Origin of the sequence: Pedobacter frigiditerrae (assembly GCF_032678705.1) — a bacterium.
Taxonomy (GTDB): domain Bacteria; phylum Bacteroidota; class Bacteroidia; order Sphingobacteriales; family Sphingobacteriaceae; genus Pedobacter; species Pedobacter frigiditerrae_A.
This window is the reverse complement of sequence record NZ_JAVTSS010000002.1, coordinates 1,063,910-1,080,458: the sequence shown is the minus strand read 5'-3', so window position 1 is coordinate 1,080,458 and position 16,549 is coordinate 1,063,910. Positions and strand designations below refer to the sequence as shown.

Sequence of the window (16,549 nt, the reverse complement as noted above, 5' to 3'; positions counted from 1 at the left end):
ACAGGGATTTGGTTATTCGCTAATATAACAACTTATCGTATGGATACCTCGAAGTATGCAAAGCTTTTACTTTATCGTAAAGCAATTGTTTAAACTCTTCAATGTTTTCCTTTTTAGTTGCCGAAATAAAAATAGCAGGCGCATTGTTGTGTGCCATCCAGCTTTTTTTAAAATCTGCCAAAGTTAATGGCGCAACCTCTTCCTCTAAATTAAACTCATCAACTTCTGGCGTAACATAAGCATCAATTTTGTTGAAAATCATAATTGTATCCTTATCCCTTGCGCCTAAATCGTTCAGCGTTTCGTTTACGGTATGTATTTGGTCTTCGAAATTAGGATGCGAAACATCCACCACGTGTACCAAAACATCTGCTTCCCTAACTTCATCTAAGGTAGATTTAAAACATTCTACCAAATGGTGAGGCAGTTTTCTAATAAATCCAACTGTATCCGACAGTAAAAAAGGAACATTTTCTATGACCACTTTACGAACTGTTGTATCCAAGGTGGCGAACAATTTATTTTCTGCAAATACATCAGATTTCGACAGCATATTCATAATGGTAGACTTACCAACGTTGGTATAACCCACCAAAGCCACACGGATTAACTGCGTTCTATTTTTGCGTTGGGTCTCATTCTGACGGTCAATTAGCTTTAGCCTTTCCTTCAATAAAGAGATCTTTTCCAAAATCATCCTTCTATCACTCTCAATCTGGGTTTCACCCGGACCACGCATGCCAATACCCCCTTTTTGACGCTCTAAGTGAGTCCACAAACGGGTTAGTCGAGGTAATAAATATTGTAATTGTGCTAGTTCTACTTGTGTTTTTGCCTGTGCTGTTTGTGCTCTACCTGCAAAAATATCTAAGATTAAATTACTTCTATCTAAGATTTTCACTTGCAATTCACGCTCAATATTCCGCAGTTGCGATGGCGATAATTCATCATCAAAAACGACCATGTCAATCTCTTCAGCTTTTACATAAGCCTGTATTTCTTCCAATTTACCAGTTCCCACAAACGTTGCCCTATCGGGTTTCAACATTTTTTGGGTGAAGTTTTTTTCTACAACGCCACCAGCCGTTTGCACTAAAAAGGCAAGTTCGTCAAGGTATTCTTTAGTTTGTTCAGGCTTTTCGCCAGGTGTTATTACGCCAACAAGAACCGCTCGTTCTTGTTTAATGGCGGTATCATAAGTTTTTTGCTTTCCCATGTATATTTACAAAGATACGAAATCTATCATCGAATGTTTTTGTGCATACAAAACCTTACGTTAAGATTAATGTTTGCCCAAATACTAAAAAATGTTAAAAGAATTATTTGAAAAGGAAGGTCTAATTTCAATCGGTTATTTCAGCCCTGCTGTTCGTTTTACTTCGTGGGTAACCGCGAGGGTTACCCCTACGTGTTCACTACCATCAGGTTTAGATAAGTTGGGCTTGTACAATTATTTAGGGTTGCAGAATCCTCTAAAAACAAACCATATAGAAACATAGGCTACATAGAATTCTTATTAGCTCTTCGTGATTTGTAATCGCGAAGTTCTATCTATGGATTTTTAATCCATACTTATGTAATTAACTTTTCTATAATTGCGCTACAAAGTCTTTTATCGCTTGTCCAGGATTGTCGGTTTTCATAAAGTTTTCCCCAATTAAAAACCCATTGTAACCAACTGCTTTTAGTTCTTTAATTACCTGCGGATTATCAATTGCACTTTCAGAGATTTTCAAAAATTCGTCGGGTATTTTAGTTACCAAATCGAATGAGGTTTGAATATTAACCGTAAAATCTCCTAAGTTTCTGTTGTTAACGCCAATGGCATCTAAATGAGGACAAATTGATTTTTCCAATTCTTCCAGATTATGAACTTCTAACAACACATTTAAACCTAAGCTTTGAGCCAATTTGCCAAAATCTATAATTTGTTGTGGTGTTAAAATCGATGCGATTAATAAAATGATATCTGCTCCCCAAGCTTTTGCTTCTAAGATTTGGTATTCATCAATCATAAAATCCTTTCGCAAAATTGGGATTTGATTTACTGCTCTTGCTTGAAATAAATCTTCAGCTTTGCCACCAAAAAAATCTGTATCGGTTAAAACAGAAAGCGCAGAAGCTCCAGCTAAATTGTAAGCTTGTGTTACCTCAGCTACATCGGCCGTGCCATTGATTAAACCTTTAGATGGAGAACGTCTTTTAAATTCTGATATAATTCCAGTACGTTTTTTATCCAATAAGAAGTCTTTAAAAACCAATGGTTTTCTACTAAAATTGGGGTTGGCTTCTAACTCAGCAACTGAAATTTTTTGTTTAGCCTCAGCAACTTCTTCCTTTTTACGGATAACGATTTTGTCTAAAATATTCATTTTTTGTTTATGTGCGTCATTGCGAGGTGTGAAGCAATCTTAAAGCGTAATGCGATTAAGTAGAATGTTTCGTACCTCGCAATGACAAATTTTCTAGTTTTCAACCCAATTTTTCATCATTTGTTTACCATCTGGGGTAAGTACACTTTCTGGATGAAACTGCACACCACAAACATCAAATTCCTTATGTCTTAAAGCCATAATTTGCCCATCGCCATCAATTGCAGTTACAGTCAGGCTTGCTGGTAAATCTGCGGGATTTACCACCCAAGAATGGTAACGGCCAACTTCAATTGGTTCTAAACAACCTTTGAATGTTAAATCAGCTTTATCTAAAACTGTGATCGGTGTAGCTATGCCGTGCATCGGTCTGCCAAGGTTTAACAAACTTCCACCAAAAACTTCGGCAATTGCCTGCTGACCTAAACAAACACCCATAATGCTTTTGGTCGGTGCAAAAGTTTTGATTACTTCTAACAACAAACCTGCTTCTTCTGGTATGCCTGGTCCAGGAGATAGCAAAATTTTATCGTATGCCGCCACATCTGCTAATTCAAATTTATCATTTCTCCATACCACCGCTTCATGACCTAATTCATTAATTAAATGGACTAAATTATAGGTAAAGCTATCGTAATTATCGATTACTAAAATTGGCTTTTTATCTAAAGTATTATTATTCATGTTTTTCTTTTTACCACCAAGGCACTAAGACCACTAAGTTTTTCTTTGTGCAATTTGTGTTTTTGTGGTTAATTTTTAAATCTCCTCAGCCATTGCAATTGCTTTACGCAACGCAGCTATCTTGTTATTCACTTCGTTTAATTCGTTTTCTGCAATAGAATCAGCAACAATTCCTGCCCCTGCCCTATAATGCAAGTGGTTGTTTTTGCTCATAAAAGTTCTAATCATAATAGCGTGATTAAAATCATCATTGAAACCCATGTAACCAATCGCACCTGCGTAAAAATTGCGCCCTAGTTTTTCGTATTGGTCTATCAATTGCATGGCCTTATATTTCGGCGCACCACTTAATGTTCCCGCAGGATAAGTATCCGCAACCACTTTAAATGCACTTACTCCATCTTGTAAATTTCCACTCACTTTAGAAACCAAGTGAATTAAATGCGAATAGTATTGCACTTCCTTAAATGATTTCACTTCCACTCCACTACAATGTCTACTCAAATCATTTCTAGCTAAATCTACCAACATTACATGTTCTGCGCTTTCTTTAGGGTCGGCCTCTAATTTTTTAGCCAATGCCACATCTTCTTCATCGTTTCCAGTGCGTTTAAACGTACCTGCAATTGGAAAAATGTTTGCAATGTTATTATTGATAGTAATTTGTGCCTCAGGCGATGAACCAAACAACTTAAAATTGCCATAATCAAAATAGAATAAATATGGCGATGGGTTTATGGAACGCAAGCAACGATACACATTAAATTCATCACCCAAAAAAGCCTGATTGAATGCTCTAGATGGCACAATCTGAAATACATCTCCACGATAAATATGCTTTTTCAACTGCTCAACCATATCCATAAAACCTTCATTGGTTAAATTAGATTGCTCTTCACCATTGGTTTTAAAACTATATTCTGGGAAATTTTTATTTTGAATGATATATTCAATTTTTGCTAAATCTTCATTCTCATCTTCGTTAAATGAATTTTTAACTAAAGTTACTTCATTCTTAAAATGGTCTATCGCGATGATGTATCTGTAAACGTGATACTGCATTGTTGGAATTTTTTCATCCTCTGGTGTAGTCGAAGTGAACTTAATATCCTCAAAATGCTGAACAGCATTCCATGTAAAATAGCCAAATAACCCAGTTGAAATATGCTTTTCTTTTGTTTGATTTAAAGGTTTGAATTTCGCTTTAAATTCAGCGATTTCTTCAACTAAAACAAAATCAGTTTTACTTTCTTTTGTGCCGTCTGGAAAGTAAGTCTTCAATACGCCATCTTGCAAAATGATTCCAGCAACTGGCTCGGCACAAACATAACTTGTTGCATTTTCACGACTATGATAATCAGAACTTTCTAATAAAATGGTATTTGGAAAAACATCGCGAAGGCGCAAATAAATACTAACTGGCGTTGTGGTATCCGCTAGCCTCTTTTTGGTATGTGATTGTATGTTGTATGTTTTCATTCTTTTTTACTTTACGTCATTTCGACCTTGGGAGAAATCTGTTCCCCCAGATATCTCGTCGTTCCTCCTTCGATATGACGAATTTACTAATAACAAAAAACCCGACGTGTGGTTACGTCGGGTTTTGAAATGTGGTTTAAGTTTAGGTTTAGGTTGATAAACTATAAGGTGCACAAAGCTACGACGAAACTCTTTTGAGAATTACCACGCCATTGCCAAGTGTTTGTTTTATTGCTAATCATTGTGTGACAAAAATATACAAAAAGTTAAGAAATCAAAATATTTTGAATTTTTTATTAATTTCTCAAATATCGCCCTGCCTTATAAATATTCTTAGCATACATATAAAAGATAAACGAGCCATAAATTGGGAGTAATGAAATTACAAAAGCAAGTGAAACCTTTTCAGATTTTGATAAATGCTCATTTTTAATTAAATCATAAATTGATTTCCCTATAAAAAGAGCTGCCCCTAATAATAATGTAAAGGCAAAAGAATTGCTAACTACTATTTCGCTAGTCATCGTTATGACATCCCAAAAAATGTTTTTGTCGGACCAACTTTAGTCATCATAAAAATCGCAACGACGATAAACACCAAAGCCAAGCCAAAGAAAATGGCAATATTTTTATGCTTCGCTACAGCATCAGTTACCTTTTTAGATTTAGCATTTCCAACTGTAATTAGGACAATGGCTAAAATCATAATGCTGATGTGTTCCATTTTCCAATAACGTCCAATTGCTTCTGAAGATGCCATTTTGGTTAGTGGGCTTAGAAAGTACAATATCAATCCAAAAACCAATTGGATGTGCGCACTAATTAATGTGAAGACATTCAGTTTTCTATTTCCTTCGGTGTAAGTTTTTTTACCAAACCATCCAGCTAAAGCTTGGATAACTGCAACAACTAACAATAAAAAAACTACATAACGCCAACCCGAGTGTGCGCTTTTTAAAATACCGTATAAATCCATATTCTTTTTTCTTTCAAAATTACCACTTTTTGTCATTCAGCGCACCGCGAAGAATTTATTTAGAAATTTTCTTGATTGTTCTTCGGGTTCTCAAGCAATTTGCAATCTTTCTTAACATAAAGATAATCCAAAAATACACTTTAAAGTAGTGTCTTTACAATTTCTTAACCACACAGTGGAAATCACTTAATTTTTGAATTAGAGTTTTGTGAAAAATTAATCATTCAATCATCATGAAGAGAAAACTACTCTTATTATCTTTTTTAATACTTTGTTTGTTGTGGAACGCAAAAACTTTCGCACAAACGACACAAGCATCAATTTCTGGTGTAATTACAGACGAGCAGAAAAAACCAATCGCTGGTGCTTCTGTAGTTGTTAAAAATGAATCAACTGGTTTTACAACCAAAACCAGTACCAATGCCAAAGGCGATTACACTTTTAAAGAACTTCCCTTAGGTGGCCCATACACTATTAAAGTGTCTTATATTGGTTTGGGTGAGCAAACCTTGTCTGGTTACATGCTTAACCAAGGCGATTTAGTGAAAGCAAACATCGCTATGCAAAATACAGCACAAACTTTACAAGCTGTACAAATTAATGGCAATGGATTAAAAAACAAAGTGCAACAATTTGGTGCTTCTACAGAAATTTCTGCTAAAGCAATTACTCAATTACCTGTTAACGGTCGTAATTTTTCTTCGTTGATGGATTTATCTCCATTGAGTCGTGGCGGGGGTATTTCTGGGCAGTTAGGTTCATCTACCAATTATACAATTGATGGCATGAATGCTAAAAATCCAACATCAGCTGGTAGTACAACTAGCAGAAGTGGCGCTCCATATTCAATTTCTATTGAAGCAGTAAGAGAGTTTAAAGTAGTAACCAACCAATATGATGTAACTTATGGTCGTGCTGGTGGTGGTACAATTAGTGCTGTTACAAAATCTGGCACTAACCAAATTAGTGGTAGTGCTTTTTCTTATGGCCGTGCAGATTGGTTGGCAAGTCCGTATGATATTAGAGGCGTAAAACGTGATAATGATTTCTCTACTTATCAATATGGCTTTACTTTAGGTGGCCCGATTATTAAAGACAAGTTACATTATTTTATAGCTTGGGACCATCAAAGAGATGCTCGTCCGTTAATTATTGCCGACATTAACACCCCTGCTGATGAAGCAAGATTTAACATCACTAACGCGACATTGCAAAGTTTTCAGGCAGTTGCACAAAGTAAATATGGCGTAGCAAACTCAGACCAATTTGGCTCGTTCGCTAAAAAACGTGGTTCAGATGCTGGGTTTGCTCGTTTAGATTGGCAGATTAACGATAAAAATTTGCTAACCATTCGCGATAATTACACCAACGATAGAAACCCTTTAGGATTAGCAGATAATACCGCTATTAACTTTTTTGAAAGTTATGGTAACGATAAAAACGTAGACAATAGTTTATTGGCAACTTTACGTACAACGGTTAATAGCAAAATAACCAACGAGTTGAAAGTTCAACATTTATACACTTATCAGGCAAGTACACAAGGCGACCAACTGGGTATCTCTATTCCAAGAGCAGTTGTTGGAAACTTAACTTCAGTATTAACTGATGGAACTACAAAATCTACTTCGGTTCAAATTGGTGGTCATCGCTTTGGACAAGAAGGCTTTACCAACAATGTTTTCCAATTAGTAGATAATTTCTACTATAACACAGATAAATTCAAGTTTACTTTTGGTGCTGATTTAATGTACACCGATGCAACATCATTGTATGGCAGTGAAGTCAATGGCCGTTTTGAATTTACAAACAGCGGAAGTGGTGCAACAGCTCAAACTTCTCTTCAAAACTTTACCAACTTAATTCCTAACCGTTTTTATCGTGAGGTGCCGTTGGTTTCAGATCCAACGGTAACGGCGGGGATTTGGAATGCAGCAATATATGGTCAAATGCAAACTAAATTAGGCTTAGGTCTTGATTTTACAGGCGGTTTACGTTTAGATTATAGCAAGTATCCAACATCTCCATTAAATCAAACATTGTTTGATGCTTTGGGTGTTAGAACAGACCACGAGCTTTCTCAATTATTATTACAACCTCGTATCCAGTTAAACTGGGATATCAATGAAAAACACACTGATTTCATTCGTTTAGGAGCAGGTATTTTTGGTTCTGACGTAAATAATTATGTGACTATTAACAACCTTACTTTTGATGGTAAACATTTAGCAACAGTTGACGTTTTTGGCGTTGATGTGCCAACACCAAACTTTGTTGGATATAGAAACGGAACGGTTTCGGCTCCTTCTCTTACAGCTTTTCAAGTGCCTACCATTAATACTTATGCTGAAGACGCTCAAATTCCTGTGGTTTATAAAGCAAATTTATCCTATACCAAATTACTCACTGATAAATTGAAAATTGGAATTACAGGTTATGCAACTTTAGGTCGTCATAACTACATGTATGTGGATAGAAATATGGTTGCCAACCCGTTTTTTAATTTATCTAACGAAGGAAATAGAGGCGTATTCGTTCCTTCAATTCCATCAAATGGAACTTCAGATTGGAAAACAGGTCGTTTAACTAATCAGTTTGGCCGTGTATTAGAATTAAACAGCAAAGGCAAGGTAAATCAGTTTGCTGTGGTAATTGATGCTTCGTGGCAATACTTTAAAGATGGACAGATTTCTGCCAGCTACACTTTAAATGACACTAAAGATAATACTTCATTTAATGGTAACGTAGCAAACTCTGCAACACTTTCTCTTCCAGTAAAAGACGACCCGAGAAATTTAAGTACCATGTCTTATTCTGATAATCATTTTCGCCATAAAGTGGTAATTTATGGAACATTGCCTACATTTTATGGGGTAACTATGGGTGTTCGTTACTCTGGAATTGGTGGTACGAGATATAGTTTGTTATCTGGTGCCAACAACAACGGAGATTTTGTAACCACTAACGATTTAGCTTATATTTTTGATAGAAATAACCCTAACGTTCCAGCAAATGTTAGAACAGGTTTGCAAACATTATTAGACAATCCATTAGCAAGCCAGAGCTTAAAAGATTATATACTTGCAAATGAAGGTAAAATTGCAGAGCGAAATGGTGGTATAAACAAGTTCTTCGGAATTGTGGATTTAAGAATTAGCAAAAAAATTAAATTGTACAAAACTCATAACATTGAGATTTCTGGAGATATTTTTAACGTAGGTAACTTAATTAAAAAGAAATGGGGAGTTAATGAAACTCTAGGTTCGCAAGCGTTATATGCCTTAGGTATTCCTGCTGCAGGTAGCACTCCAGCTGTTCCAAATTTTGATACTACAAACAAAGTTTTCAATTACCGGGTAAATAATTCTGGTGTTGTAAACCCATCTGGCAATCCATATCAGTTCCAGTTGGGTTTCCGTTACGGATTTTAGACCTTAACACTATTAAAAAAAGCTATCCACTTAAAAATGGGTAGCTTTTTTTGTTTAAAAACAGCAGAAAAGATGTTTTAACAAGAATTTTCTAAAAAATGTTGTAAAATAAAGGATAGAATTTATTTAAATCTTTATTTATCAATAGATTTAAGGACTTAACAACTAAAACATTATGAAGAAAATTTTACTAACGCTAGCGTTGGTGTTTTCTACTGCATTTTTGTTTGCTCAACAAACTTATCCCGTAAATGGCTCTTATGACATTAGACAGGGACTGTATGCTTTTACAAACGCAAACATTGTAGTCAACGCCAATCAAACTATTAGCAACGGCGTGTTGCTAATTAAAGACAAAATCATTCAATCTGTGGGAACAGGAACCTCTATTCCTAAAGGTTACGTGGTAATTGATTTAAAAGGAAAATATATTTATCCTTCATTAATTGATGCATTTACTTCTTACGGAATTCCAGAAACACAACGTGCTACTGCAGCAGGTGGTTTTGGAGGTTTTGGAGGTAGACAATCTATTTTCACTTCTACAAAAAAAGGTGCATACGGATGGAACGAGAGTATTCGCCCAGAAACTGAAGTAAGAAGTATTTTTACAATAGATGCTAAAAAAGCTGATGATTTACGCAAAGCTGGATTTGGTAGTGTAAATGCAATTAACAGAGATGGTATTGCTCGTGGTACTTCTGCTGCCGTTACTTTAATTGATGGTAAAGAAAATGATGCCATGCTTAACGACCAAACCGCAGCAAACTATTCATTTAACAGAGGTACTTCTAGCAACGATTATCCTTCTTCGCTAATGGGTTCTATCGCGTTGTTACGCCAAACTTATTTAGATGCTTCTTGGTATAAAAACCAAAAGGAAGAATACAATATCTCTTTAGAACAGTTTAACAAACAGCAAACTTTACCTCAAATTTTTGAGGCAGATGGTTGGCAAAATATTTTACGTGTTGATAAAATTGCAAAAGAATTTGGTAAAACTTTCATCATCAAATCTACTGGCGATGAATACCAAAGAATTGATGCTGTAAAAGCAACTGGCGCAACTTTAATCATCCCTATCAATTTCCCTAAAGCATTTGATGTTGAAGACCCTACCGAAGCTAGAAACTTAAGTTTGGCTCAATTAAAAGGTTGGGAATTAGCACCTACAAATCCTGGTGTTTTAGAAAAAGCTGGTGTTAAATTCGCTTTAACAACTTACGGTTTAGATGCACCGAATGCATTTTGGGCAAGTGTTCAACAAGCTATCACAGCTGGTTTAACAGAAAAACAAGCTTTAATGGCGGTTACAGAAATACCTGCAGCAATGTTAGGTATTAGCGATAAAGTTGGCTCAATTGAAAAAGGTAAGTTAGCTAACTTCTTAATTACATCAGACAATATTTTTAAAACAGGAAACATCATTTACGAAAACTGGGTACAAGGTAAACGCTTTGTGGTTAGCAAAATGGATGTAACTGATTTACGTGGAACCTATAACTTAAATATCGATGGAATTGGTTCTACCGTATTAAGAGTTACAGGTACAGCTGCTACACCAATGGCTGCAATTGAGCGTTTGGGTGCAGACAGTGTTAAAACTAATGCAACTTTTACTCGTAATGGCGACTGGGTTACTATCACTTTTAATTTAAAGAAAAATCCAGTAGGCGATGTTCGTTTAAGCGGTTTTTTAACTAGTGCAAGTCCTGTTGCTTTTAGTGGCGATGTAATTGTAAATTCAGTTGCTGCTGGCCATTGGAGTGGAACTTTTAAGGAAGCTGCTAAAGAAATGCCAAAACGCGATGAGCCTGTTAAAACACCTGCTAAAATTGGTCCATTGGTTTTCCCTTTCATTGCTTTCGGAACAGATAAACTACCTGCCCAAGAATCAGTTTTACTGAAAAACGCAACGGTTTGGACAAATGAAAAAGAAGGCATTCTACAAAATGCTGATGTACTTTTAGAAGGTGGAAAAATTAAGGCTGTTGGTAAAAATTTGTCAGGTGGTTCTGCTAAAGTAATAGATGCAACTGGCAAACATATCACCGCTGGTATAATTGATGAGCACTCTCATATTGCTGGAACAGGTGGTATCAATGAAGGTGCACAATCAGTTTCTGCAGAAGTTAGAATTGGAGATATCTTAACTTCAGAAGATGTAAATATCTATCGCCAGTTGGCTGGTGGTGTTACTACTTCTCAAATTCTACATGGTTCGGCAAATCCTATTGGGGGCCAATCTCAACTAATTAAATTACGTTGGGGTAAATTGCCAGAGGAATTAAAATTTGCTGGCGCTGATGGATTTATCAAGTTTGCATTGGGAGAGAACGTTAAACAAAGTTCTTCTCAAAACAATCAACGTTTCCCTGCTACTCGTATGGGTGTAGAGCAAACATTTGTTGATGCATTTAGTCGTGCAAAAGACTACGAAAAAGCATTATCGGTAAAAGGCAATAACGTTCGTAGAGATTTAGAATTAGATGCATTAGTTGAAATCTTAAACAACAAACGTTTCATCACTTGTCACTCTTACGTACAAAGTGAAATCAACATGCTAATTCATGTTGCAGATAGCTTAGGCTTCAAAATCAATACTTTCACTCACATTCTAGAAGGTTATAAAGTAGCTGATAAAATGAAAGCACACGGTATTGCAGCATCAACATTCTCAGATTGGTGGGCTTACAAAATGGAGGTTCAAGAAGCTATCCCATACAACGGAAAAATCATGCACAACGTAGGTATTACCACTGCATTTAACTCTGATGATGCTGAGATGGCACGTCACTTAAATCAAGAAGCTGGTAAATCTGTATTGTACGGCGGTGTTCCAGAAGAAGATGCTTTGAAATTGGTTACTTTAAATCCTGCTAAAATGTTGCACATCGACAACAAAGTTGGAAGTTTAAAAGCTGGTAAGGATGCTGATGTTGTAATTTGGTCAGCTAATCCACTTTCTATTTACGCAAGAGCGGAAAAAACTTTCGTAGATGGTGTTGCCTATTGGGATATGGACCGTGATGCACAAGTTCAGGTTGCTCAAAAAGCAGAAAAAGCTCGTATCATTCAAAAATTATTAGAGAGTAAAAGTGCTGGTGCCCGTACTCAACGTCCAATGGGCGAAAGAGCACCTAGACTTTACCACTGCGAATTTGAAGAAGATTATTGGGCAGAAGTAAATCAAACGGAAGGAGAACACAATCATGAATAAGTATTTAAGTACAGCCATCGCTTTATTTGCATCGGTAAGTTTAACCTACGGACAAGCAAATATTTCTCCTGCTAAACCTCAATCTCAAAAAGTAATTGTGATGGGTGCTACCATTCACACCGGAGATGGAAAGGTAATAGATAATGGATATATCACTTTCGAGAAAGGTAAAATCACAGGTATTGGTGATGCCACAGTAGTTAAACTTGCTTTAACTGATGCTAAAGTAATTACGGCAAATGGTAAACATATTTATCCTGGTTTTATTTCGCCAATTACCAATTTGGGTTTATTAGAAATAGAGTCTGTTAAAGCCACAAAAGACGATTCGGAGCTTGGAGAAAACAATGCTCACATTCGTGCTCTAATAGCTTATAATACTGATTCGAAAGTACCTGCAACCTTACGTAGCAATGGTATCTTAATGGCTCAAATTACGCCTGCAGGAGGAACAATTTCTGGCAGTTCATCTGTTGTACAATTGGATGCGTGGAATTGGGAAGATGCGGCAATTAAAAAAGACGATGCAATGCACATGACCTGGCCAGTTGCTCCAAGAGGCAGAGGTTTTGGTGGTGGCGGAGGCGGTAGATTTGGTGCAGCAGCTGGTCCAGCGGTTGACCCTAACGAACGTATCAATGCTGTAATTGCAGAATTAAATAAATTCTTTACAGAGGCTAAATCATATACAGAAACAACCCCAACCGTTACCAATACTCGTTTGGCAGCAATGAAAGGCTTGTTTAATGGTGCTCAGAAATTGTTTATTACAGCAGATGGTCAGAAAGAGATTGTTGGTGCTGTTAATTTTGCAAAGAAATTTGGCATTACCCCAGTAATAGTTGGTGGTGATGATGCTTATTTGTTAACCGATTTCTTAAAAACCAACAATGTAACGGTAATTGTTAAACAACCTCACGCTTTACCAAACAATGCTGATGATGATGTAAATATGCCCTACAAAAACGTGGCTGTGTTAAGCAAGGCAGGTGTAAATGTGGTAATTAGTATCGATGGTTTCTGGCAACAACGTAATTTACCTTTTATGGCAGGAACAGCTTCTGCTTGGGGAATGAGCAAAGAAGATGCACTTAAAACCATTACGCTAAATGCTGCAGTTGCTTTAGGTGTAGATAAAACTGTTGGTAGTTTAGCTATTGGAAAGGATGCTACTTTCATTATCTCTGCTGGTGATGCTTTAGATATGGTTACAAATAAAGTTGAACAAGCATTTATCCAAGGAAGAGATATTAACCTAGATAATTTGCACAAACAATTGGATAAAAAGTTTAGTGACAAATACGGGATAAAATAACCGTTTTTTGGTAAAAATATAAGCCGCAGATTTTTTTGTCAGCCTGAGCGTAGTCGAAGGAACATTAAAAATCTGCGGCTTTTTAATGGGTTAAAATTTTTTAAATATTAGAAGCGCAATTGCAGTGCAATAATTAATGGAAGTCCCGTATTTCGCTATATTCCCGATGTAAAATCGGGAGATGCCGCTCCAACCGGGGCTATTGAACAGAAGATTGTGCAGGGAAACCGTTCATAGTAGCAGAAACCTTCGTAAAATAAACCCGATAGCAGTGAAAACAAAATTCTTCATTTTGTTGAAACGAATAGCGGGACCGAACCTGAGCTATGAAATGGTATCACTGCTTTTCAAATAATCGACTAGGCATAGCTATTACACTGGTGGCTGAATAAGAATCTTAAAAAGAGAGATTCTGCGTTCTGAATGACAATTCCGTTAAACAAAAAAAGAGTAACCCTATCCAAGGCCACTCTCCTTAACTAACTTATTATTTATAAAACTGGCTGTTGGGGAAGGAGTCGAACCTTCAAGGGGTAGTTAGCTGCAATTCAAAATTAATTTGTGGTCAACCCATAAATTGCGTTTGTCCCATGATCCCCACCACCGAGACAAGGAGGTGTGTCTGCCAATTTCACCACCCAACATTGTTAAAAAGTCTTGAGTTCTTAGTCGATAGTCGTGAGTCGATTTGACTTCGGACTGCCGACTTTAGACTTCGGACTAATTGCTGTAGGGGAAGGAGTCGAACCTTCATAGAGTGGTTGTACCGTTACCGGATTTCCCATCTTCTCTACCACCGAGACAAGGAGGTGTGTCTGCCAATTTCACCACCCTACAGAATATTTAAGTTATCAGTTTGCAATTTTCAATTTGCAGTTTAAAACTGCTAACCGGCAACTGCTAACCGAATTGCTTGATACAAACATAAGACAATTATCAAATATGTTGCAAATATTTTAAACATTTAATTTTATTTTTATGAATATTGTAATATATTCGCAATAACAATAAAATTTTAGAAAATTATGCTCAAAAAAGAAACGCAAAATTTAGAAATTGACAACCTCGATATTCAGATCCTAACACAGTTGATGCAAGATGCGACCAAGCCTTATACAGAAATTGCAAAAGAGCTTATCATTTCTGGCGGTACTGTACACGTTAGGATGAAAAAATTGGCTGACATGGGCATTATCAAAGGCTCACATTTAATAATAGACCCTAAAAAAGCTGGTTATGACATTACCGCCTTTTTAGGAATTTATTTAGAGAAGGGTTCTTTATATAAGGATGCTGTTGAGCAATTAAGCAAAATAAAGGAAGTGGTAGAATTACATTATACCACAGGTTCTTATAGTATGTTCGCTAAAATTACTTGTAGAGATACGGATCATTTACGCCATGTATTAAATGAAGAGATACAAGCAGTTAAAGGAATTCAACGTACTGAAACATTGATTTCGTTAGAGGAGAGTATCAAGAGGCAGATAGAATTACTGTAACTTCAAAATAAAAATTTTAAGTTTAAGGCAAAAATTAAATTTTTTATTTACTTTTAAGCATCTAGTGATTTCATGATACAATCTTCCCCAAACAGATGCCAAAAACAACTAATACGCAGCATACTAACAAAAAATCAATATTACTGATTGATGATGAAGTTACCGTGCTTAAGCTTTTAGAATTTATCTTAAAGGAAAATTATCAATTAGAAGTAAAAAATAATGGTTTAGAGGCCATCAGCTGGATGGATGATGGAAATATGCCTGATCTTATCATATCAGACCTTGAAATGCCTTATGTAAACGGGCTTGATTTTGTAAGGAGTATTAAAACTAGTGGTTACTACAGAGAAATTCCTATTATTTTATTAACAGGCAATTACTCTATCGAGGACCTAAAAACTAAACTTCCTTACAATTATGATTTACTAGTGCAGAAGCCTTTTAATCCAGGAAAACTTAAAGAGAGTATTAAATCATTTTTTGAATAATGGAAAACACAGACACTTCAATATTTAGTGCCAATCAATCTAGATTTAACATTATTTATTATGCAAATGAATACGAAAATGATATCACCGAAACTTTTGGATTAAACGGGGGAAATTTAAGAAAGGCAAATAGCTATGCTGAAATATTTGAGGTTGTAAATAAGTTGACTGTTTACGAGCTTGATGTAAGCATTTTGTTAGAGGTAACGCCAACCGCTACCAATGATGCCTTTAATTTAGTTGAACAACTGAAACAAAACTGGTTAAGCAGGAACATTGTTATTATTTTTCTGTTAACTGAAAAAGACGCGTCTGTTACCAAAAAAGCTTTTGACCTACGCGTTAGTGATTGCTATAGCCCTGATTTTGTCTTTAGTGATGTGAAATTAAGATTGCAGTTTTTATATACATACAAAATACTACATTCAAAATTAAAGAACTTACCTAACGAGCCTTTAGAACAATATAAAATCCCTCTATCAAAGCGCATATTTGATCTTACTTTATCAATAACTGCATTAGTCTTTTTAAGCCCTCTATTTTTAATCGTAGCAATTTTAATAAAATTAGATTCAAAAGGTTCTGTATTCTATGCAAGCAAACGAGTAGGTTCAGGTTATCAGATATTTGATTTTTACAAATTTAGATCGATGAGAGCAAATGCCGACAAAGAGATTGAGAATCTGAAAAAGGATAATCAATATGGAGATTCTGCTTTCTTTAAAATACAAAATGATCCAAGAGTAACTAAACTTGGTAGTTTTTTAAGAAACTCTAGCCTAGATGAACTTCCTCAACTTTTTAATGTCCTTCTAGGAAACATGTCTATTGTTGGCAATAGACCTTTACCTCTTTATGAGGCAGAACAACTAACTACAGACGAGTGGTCGACACGTTTTTTAGGCCCCGCAGGCATAACAGGTCTATGGCAAATTACTAAACGAGGAAAAAAGGACATGTCTGATAGGGAAAGGAAAAAGTTTGATAATTTTTACACCAAAAACTTCACCATTTGGTTAGATTTAAAGATTATTTTTATGACTATCCCTGCACTTTTTCAAAAAGAAAAAGTTTAATAC

The 16,549-nt window shown here is 35.9% G+C and carries 12 protein-coding genes and 2 tRNA genes; 6 read left to right on the top strand and 8 right to left on the bottom strand.

The window, feature by feature from the left end; all coding sequences use genetic code 11:
- Positions 1–19 precede the first annotated feature (19 nt).
- The 6 genes from hflX to R2Q59_RS15375 all read right to left on the bottom strand — a co-directional run bounded on the left by hflX (position 20) and on the right by R2Q59_RS15375 (position 5,511).
- Positions 20–1,216 (bottom strand): GTPase HflX, encoded by a 1,197-nt coding sequence (gene hflX / locus R2Q59_RS15400; RefSeq protein WP_316770639.1) that lies wholly within the window; start codon positions 1,214–1,216, stop codon positions 20–22.
- A 373-nt stretch (positions 1,217–1,589) separates the two neighbouring features.
- Positions 1,590–2,372, bottom strand: a complete 783-nt coding sequence (trpC, locus tag R2Q59_RS15395; RefSeq protein ID WP_316786115.1) for an indole-3-glycerol phosphate synthase TrpC — start codon at positions 2,370–2,372, stop codon at positions 1,590–1,592.
- 93 nt (positions 2,373–2,465) lie between these two features.
- Positions 2,466–3,056, bottom strand: coding sequence for an aminodeoxychorismate/anthranilate synthase component II (locus R2Q59_RS15390; RefSeq protein ID WP_316786114.1), 591 nt, complete (start codon positions 3,054–3,056; stop codon positions 2,466–2,468).
- Between the two features lie 75 nt (positions 3,057–3,131).
- Complete coding sequence (locus R2Q59_RS15385) at positions 3,132–4,535, bottom strand: anthranilate synthase component I family protein (protein WP_316786113.1); 1,404 nt, start codon at positions 4,533–4,535, stop codon at positions 3,132–3,134.
- Between the two features lie 296 nt (positions 4,536–4,831).
- Positions 4,832–5,059: a hypothetical protein gene (locus R2Q59_RS15380; RefSeq protein WP_316770631.1), complete on the bottom strand. Its 228-nt coding sequence runs from the start codon at positions 5,057–5,059 to the stop codon at positions 4,832–4,834.
- Positions 5,060–5,061: 2 nt separating this feature from the next.
- Positions 5,062–5,511 (bottom strand): cytochrome B, encoded by a 450-nt coding sequence (locus R2Q59_RS15375; RefSeq protein WP_316770629.1) that lies wholly within the window; start codon positions 5,509–5,511, stop codon positions 5,062–5,064.
- A gap of 233 nt (positions 5,512–5,744) precedes the next feature.
- Here R2Q59_RS15375 and R2Q59_RS15370 point away from each other — a divergent pair, with 233 nt between their 5' ends.
- From R2Q59_RS15370 to R2Q59_RS15360, 3 genes are all read left to right on the top strand, one after another.
- The gene (locus R2Q59_RS15370; protein WP_316786112.1) at positions 5,745–8,942 is read left to right on the top strand and encodes a TonB-dependent receptor; all 3,198 of its coding nucleotides are present in this window, start codon (positions 5,745–5,747) and stop codon (positions 8,940–8,942) included.
- A 175-nt stretch (positions 8,943–9,117) separates the two neighbouring features.
- Positions 9,118–12,162, top strand: coding sequence for an amidohydrolase family protein (locus tag R2Q59_RS15365; RefSeq protein ID WP_316786111.1), 3,045 nt, complete (start codon positions 9,118–9,120; stop codon positions 12,160–12,162).
- Positions 12,155–13,477 (top strand): amidohydrolase family protein, encoded by a 1,323-nt coding sequence (locus R2Q59_RS15360; RefSeq protein WP_316786110.1) that lies wholly within the window; start codon positions 12,155–12,157, stop codon positions 13,475–13,477. Before R2Q59_RS15365 ends, R2Q59_RS15360 begins: the two co-directional genes overlap by 8 nt.
- A gap of 500 nt (positions 13,478–13,977) precedes the next feature.
- Here the strand turns inward: R2Q59_RS15360 and R2Q59_RS15355 are convergent.
- Positions 13,978–14,121 (bottom strand) — tRNA-Asp (locus R2Q59_RS15355).
- A gap of 83 nt (positions 14,122–14,204) precedes the next feature.
- Positions 14,205–14,314, bottom strand: a tRNA-Asp gene (locus R2Q59_RS15350).
- A 188-nt stretch (positions 14,315–14,502) separates the two neighbouring features.
- On the opposite strand from R2Q59_RS15350, the gene R2Q59_RS15345 reads away from it, so the two are divergent.
- The 3 genes from R2Q59_RS15345 (at position 14,503) to R2Q59_RS15335 (ending at position 16,546) form a co-directional block, all read left to right on the top strand.
- Complete coding sequence (locus R2Q59_RS15345) at positions 14,503–14,979, top strand: Lrp/AsnC ligand binding domain-containing protein (RefSeq protein ID WP_131551829.1); 477 nt, start codon at positions 14,503–14,505, stop codon at positions 14,977–14,979.
- 95 nt (positions 14,980–15,074) lie between these two features.
- Positions 15,075–15,470 carry a response regulator gene (locus R2Q59_RS15340; protein ID WP_316770617.1) on the top strand — a complete coding sequence of 132 codons (396 nt, stop codon included), beginning with the start codon at positions 15,075–15,077 and terminating at the stop codon, positions 15,468–15,470.
- Positions 15,470–16,546, top strand: coding sequence for a sugar transferase (locus tag R2Q59_RS15335; RefSeq protein ID WP_316770615.1), 1,077 nt, complete (start codon positions 15,470–15,472; stop codon positions 16,544–16,546). Before R2Q59_RS15340 ends, R2Q59_RS15335 begins: the two co-directional genes overlap by 1 nt.
- The last annotated feature ends 3 nt before the right edge of the window (positions 16,547–16,549 follow it).

Coding starts and splice junctions, on each gene's coding strand:
- hflX (WP_316770639.1), bottom strand. CDS start 1,216: ATGGGAAAGCAAAAAACTTATGATACCGCCATTAAACAAGAACGAGCG.
- trpC (WP_316786115.1), bottom strand. CDS start 2,372: ATGAATATTTTAGACAAAATCGTTATCCGTAAAAAGGAAGAAGTTGCT.
- R2Q59_RS15390 (WP_316786114.1), bottom strand. CDS start 3,056: ATGAATAATAATACTTTAGATAAAAAGCCAATTTTAGTAATCGATAAT.
- R2Q59_RS15385 (WP_316786113.1), bottom strand. CDS start 4,535: ATGAAAACATACAACATACAATCACATACCAAAAAGAGGCTAGCGGAT.
- R2Q59_RS15380 (WP_316770631.1), bottom strand. CDS start 5,059: ATGACTAGCGAAATAGTAGTTAGCAATTCTTTTGCCTTTACATTATTA.
- R2Q59_RS15375 (WP_316770629.1), bottom strand. CDS start 5,511: ATGGATTTATACGGTATTTTAAAAAGCGCACACTCGGGTTGGCGTTAT.
- R2Q59_RS15370 (WP_316786112.1), top strand. CDS start 5,745: ATGAAGAGAAAACTACTCTTATTATCTTTTTTAATACTTTGTTTGTTG.
- R2Q59_RS15365 (WP_316786111.1), top strand. CDS start 9,118: ATGAAGAAAATTTTACTAACGCTAGCGTTGGTGTTTTCTACTGCATTT.
- R2Q59_RS15360 (WP_316786110.1), top strand. CDS start 12,155: ATGAATAAGTATTTAAGTACAGCCATCGCTTTATTTGCATCGGTAAGT.
- R2Q59_RS15345 (WP_131551829.1), top strand. CDS start 14,503: ATGCTCAAAAAAGAAACGCAAAATTTAGAAATTGACAACCTCGATATT.
- R2Q59_RS15340 (WP_316770617.1), top strand. CDS start 15,075: ATGCCAAAAACAACTAATACGCAGCATACTAACAAAAAATCAATATTA.
- R2Q59_RS15335 (WP_316770615.1), top strand. CDS start 15,470: ATGGAAAACACAGACACTTCAATATTTAGTGCCAATCAATCTAGATTT.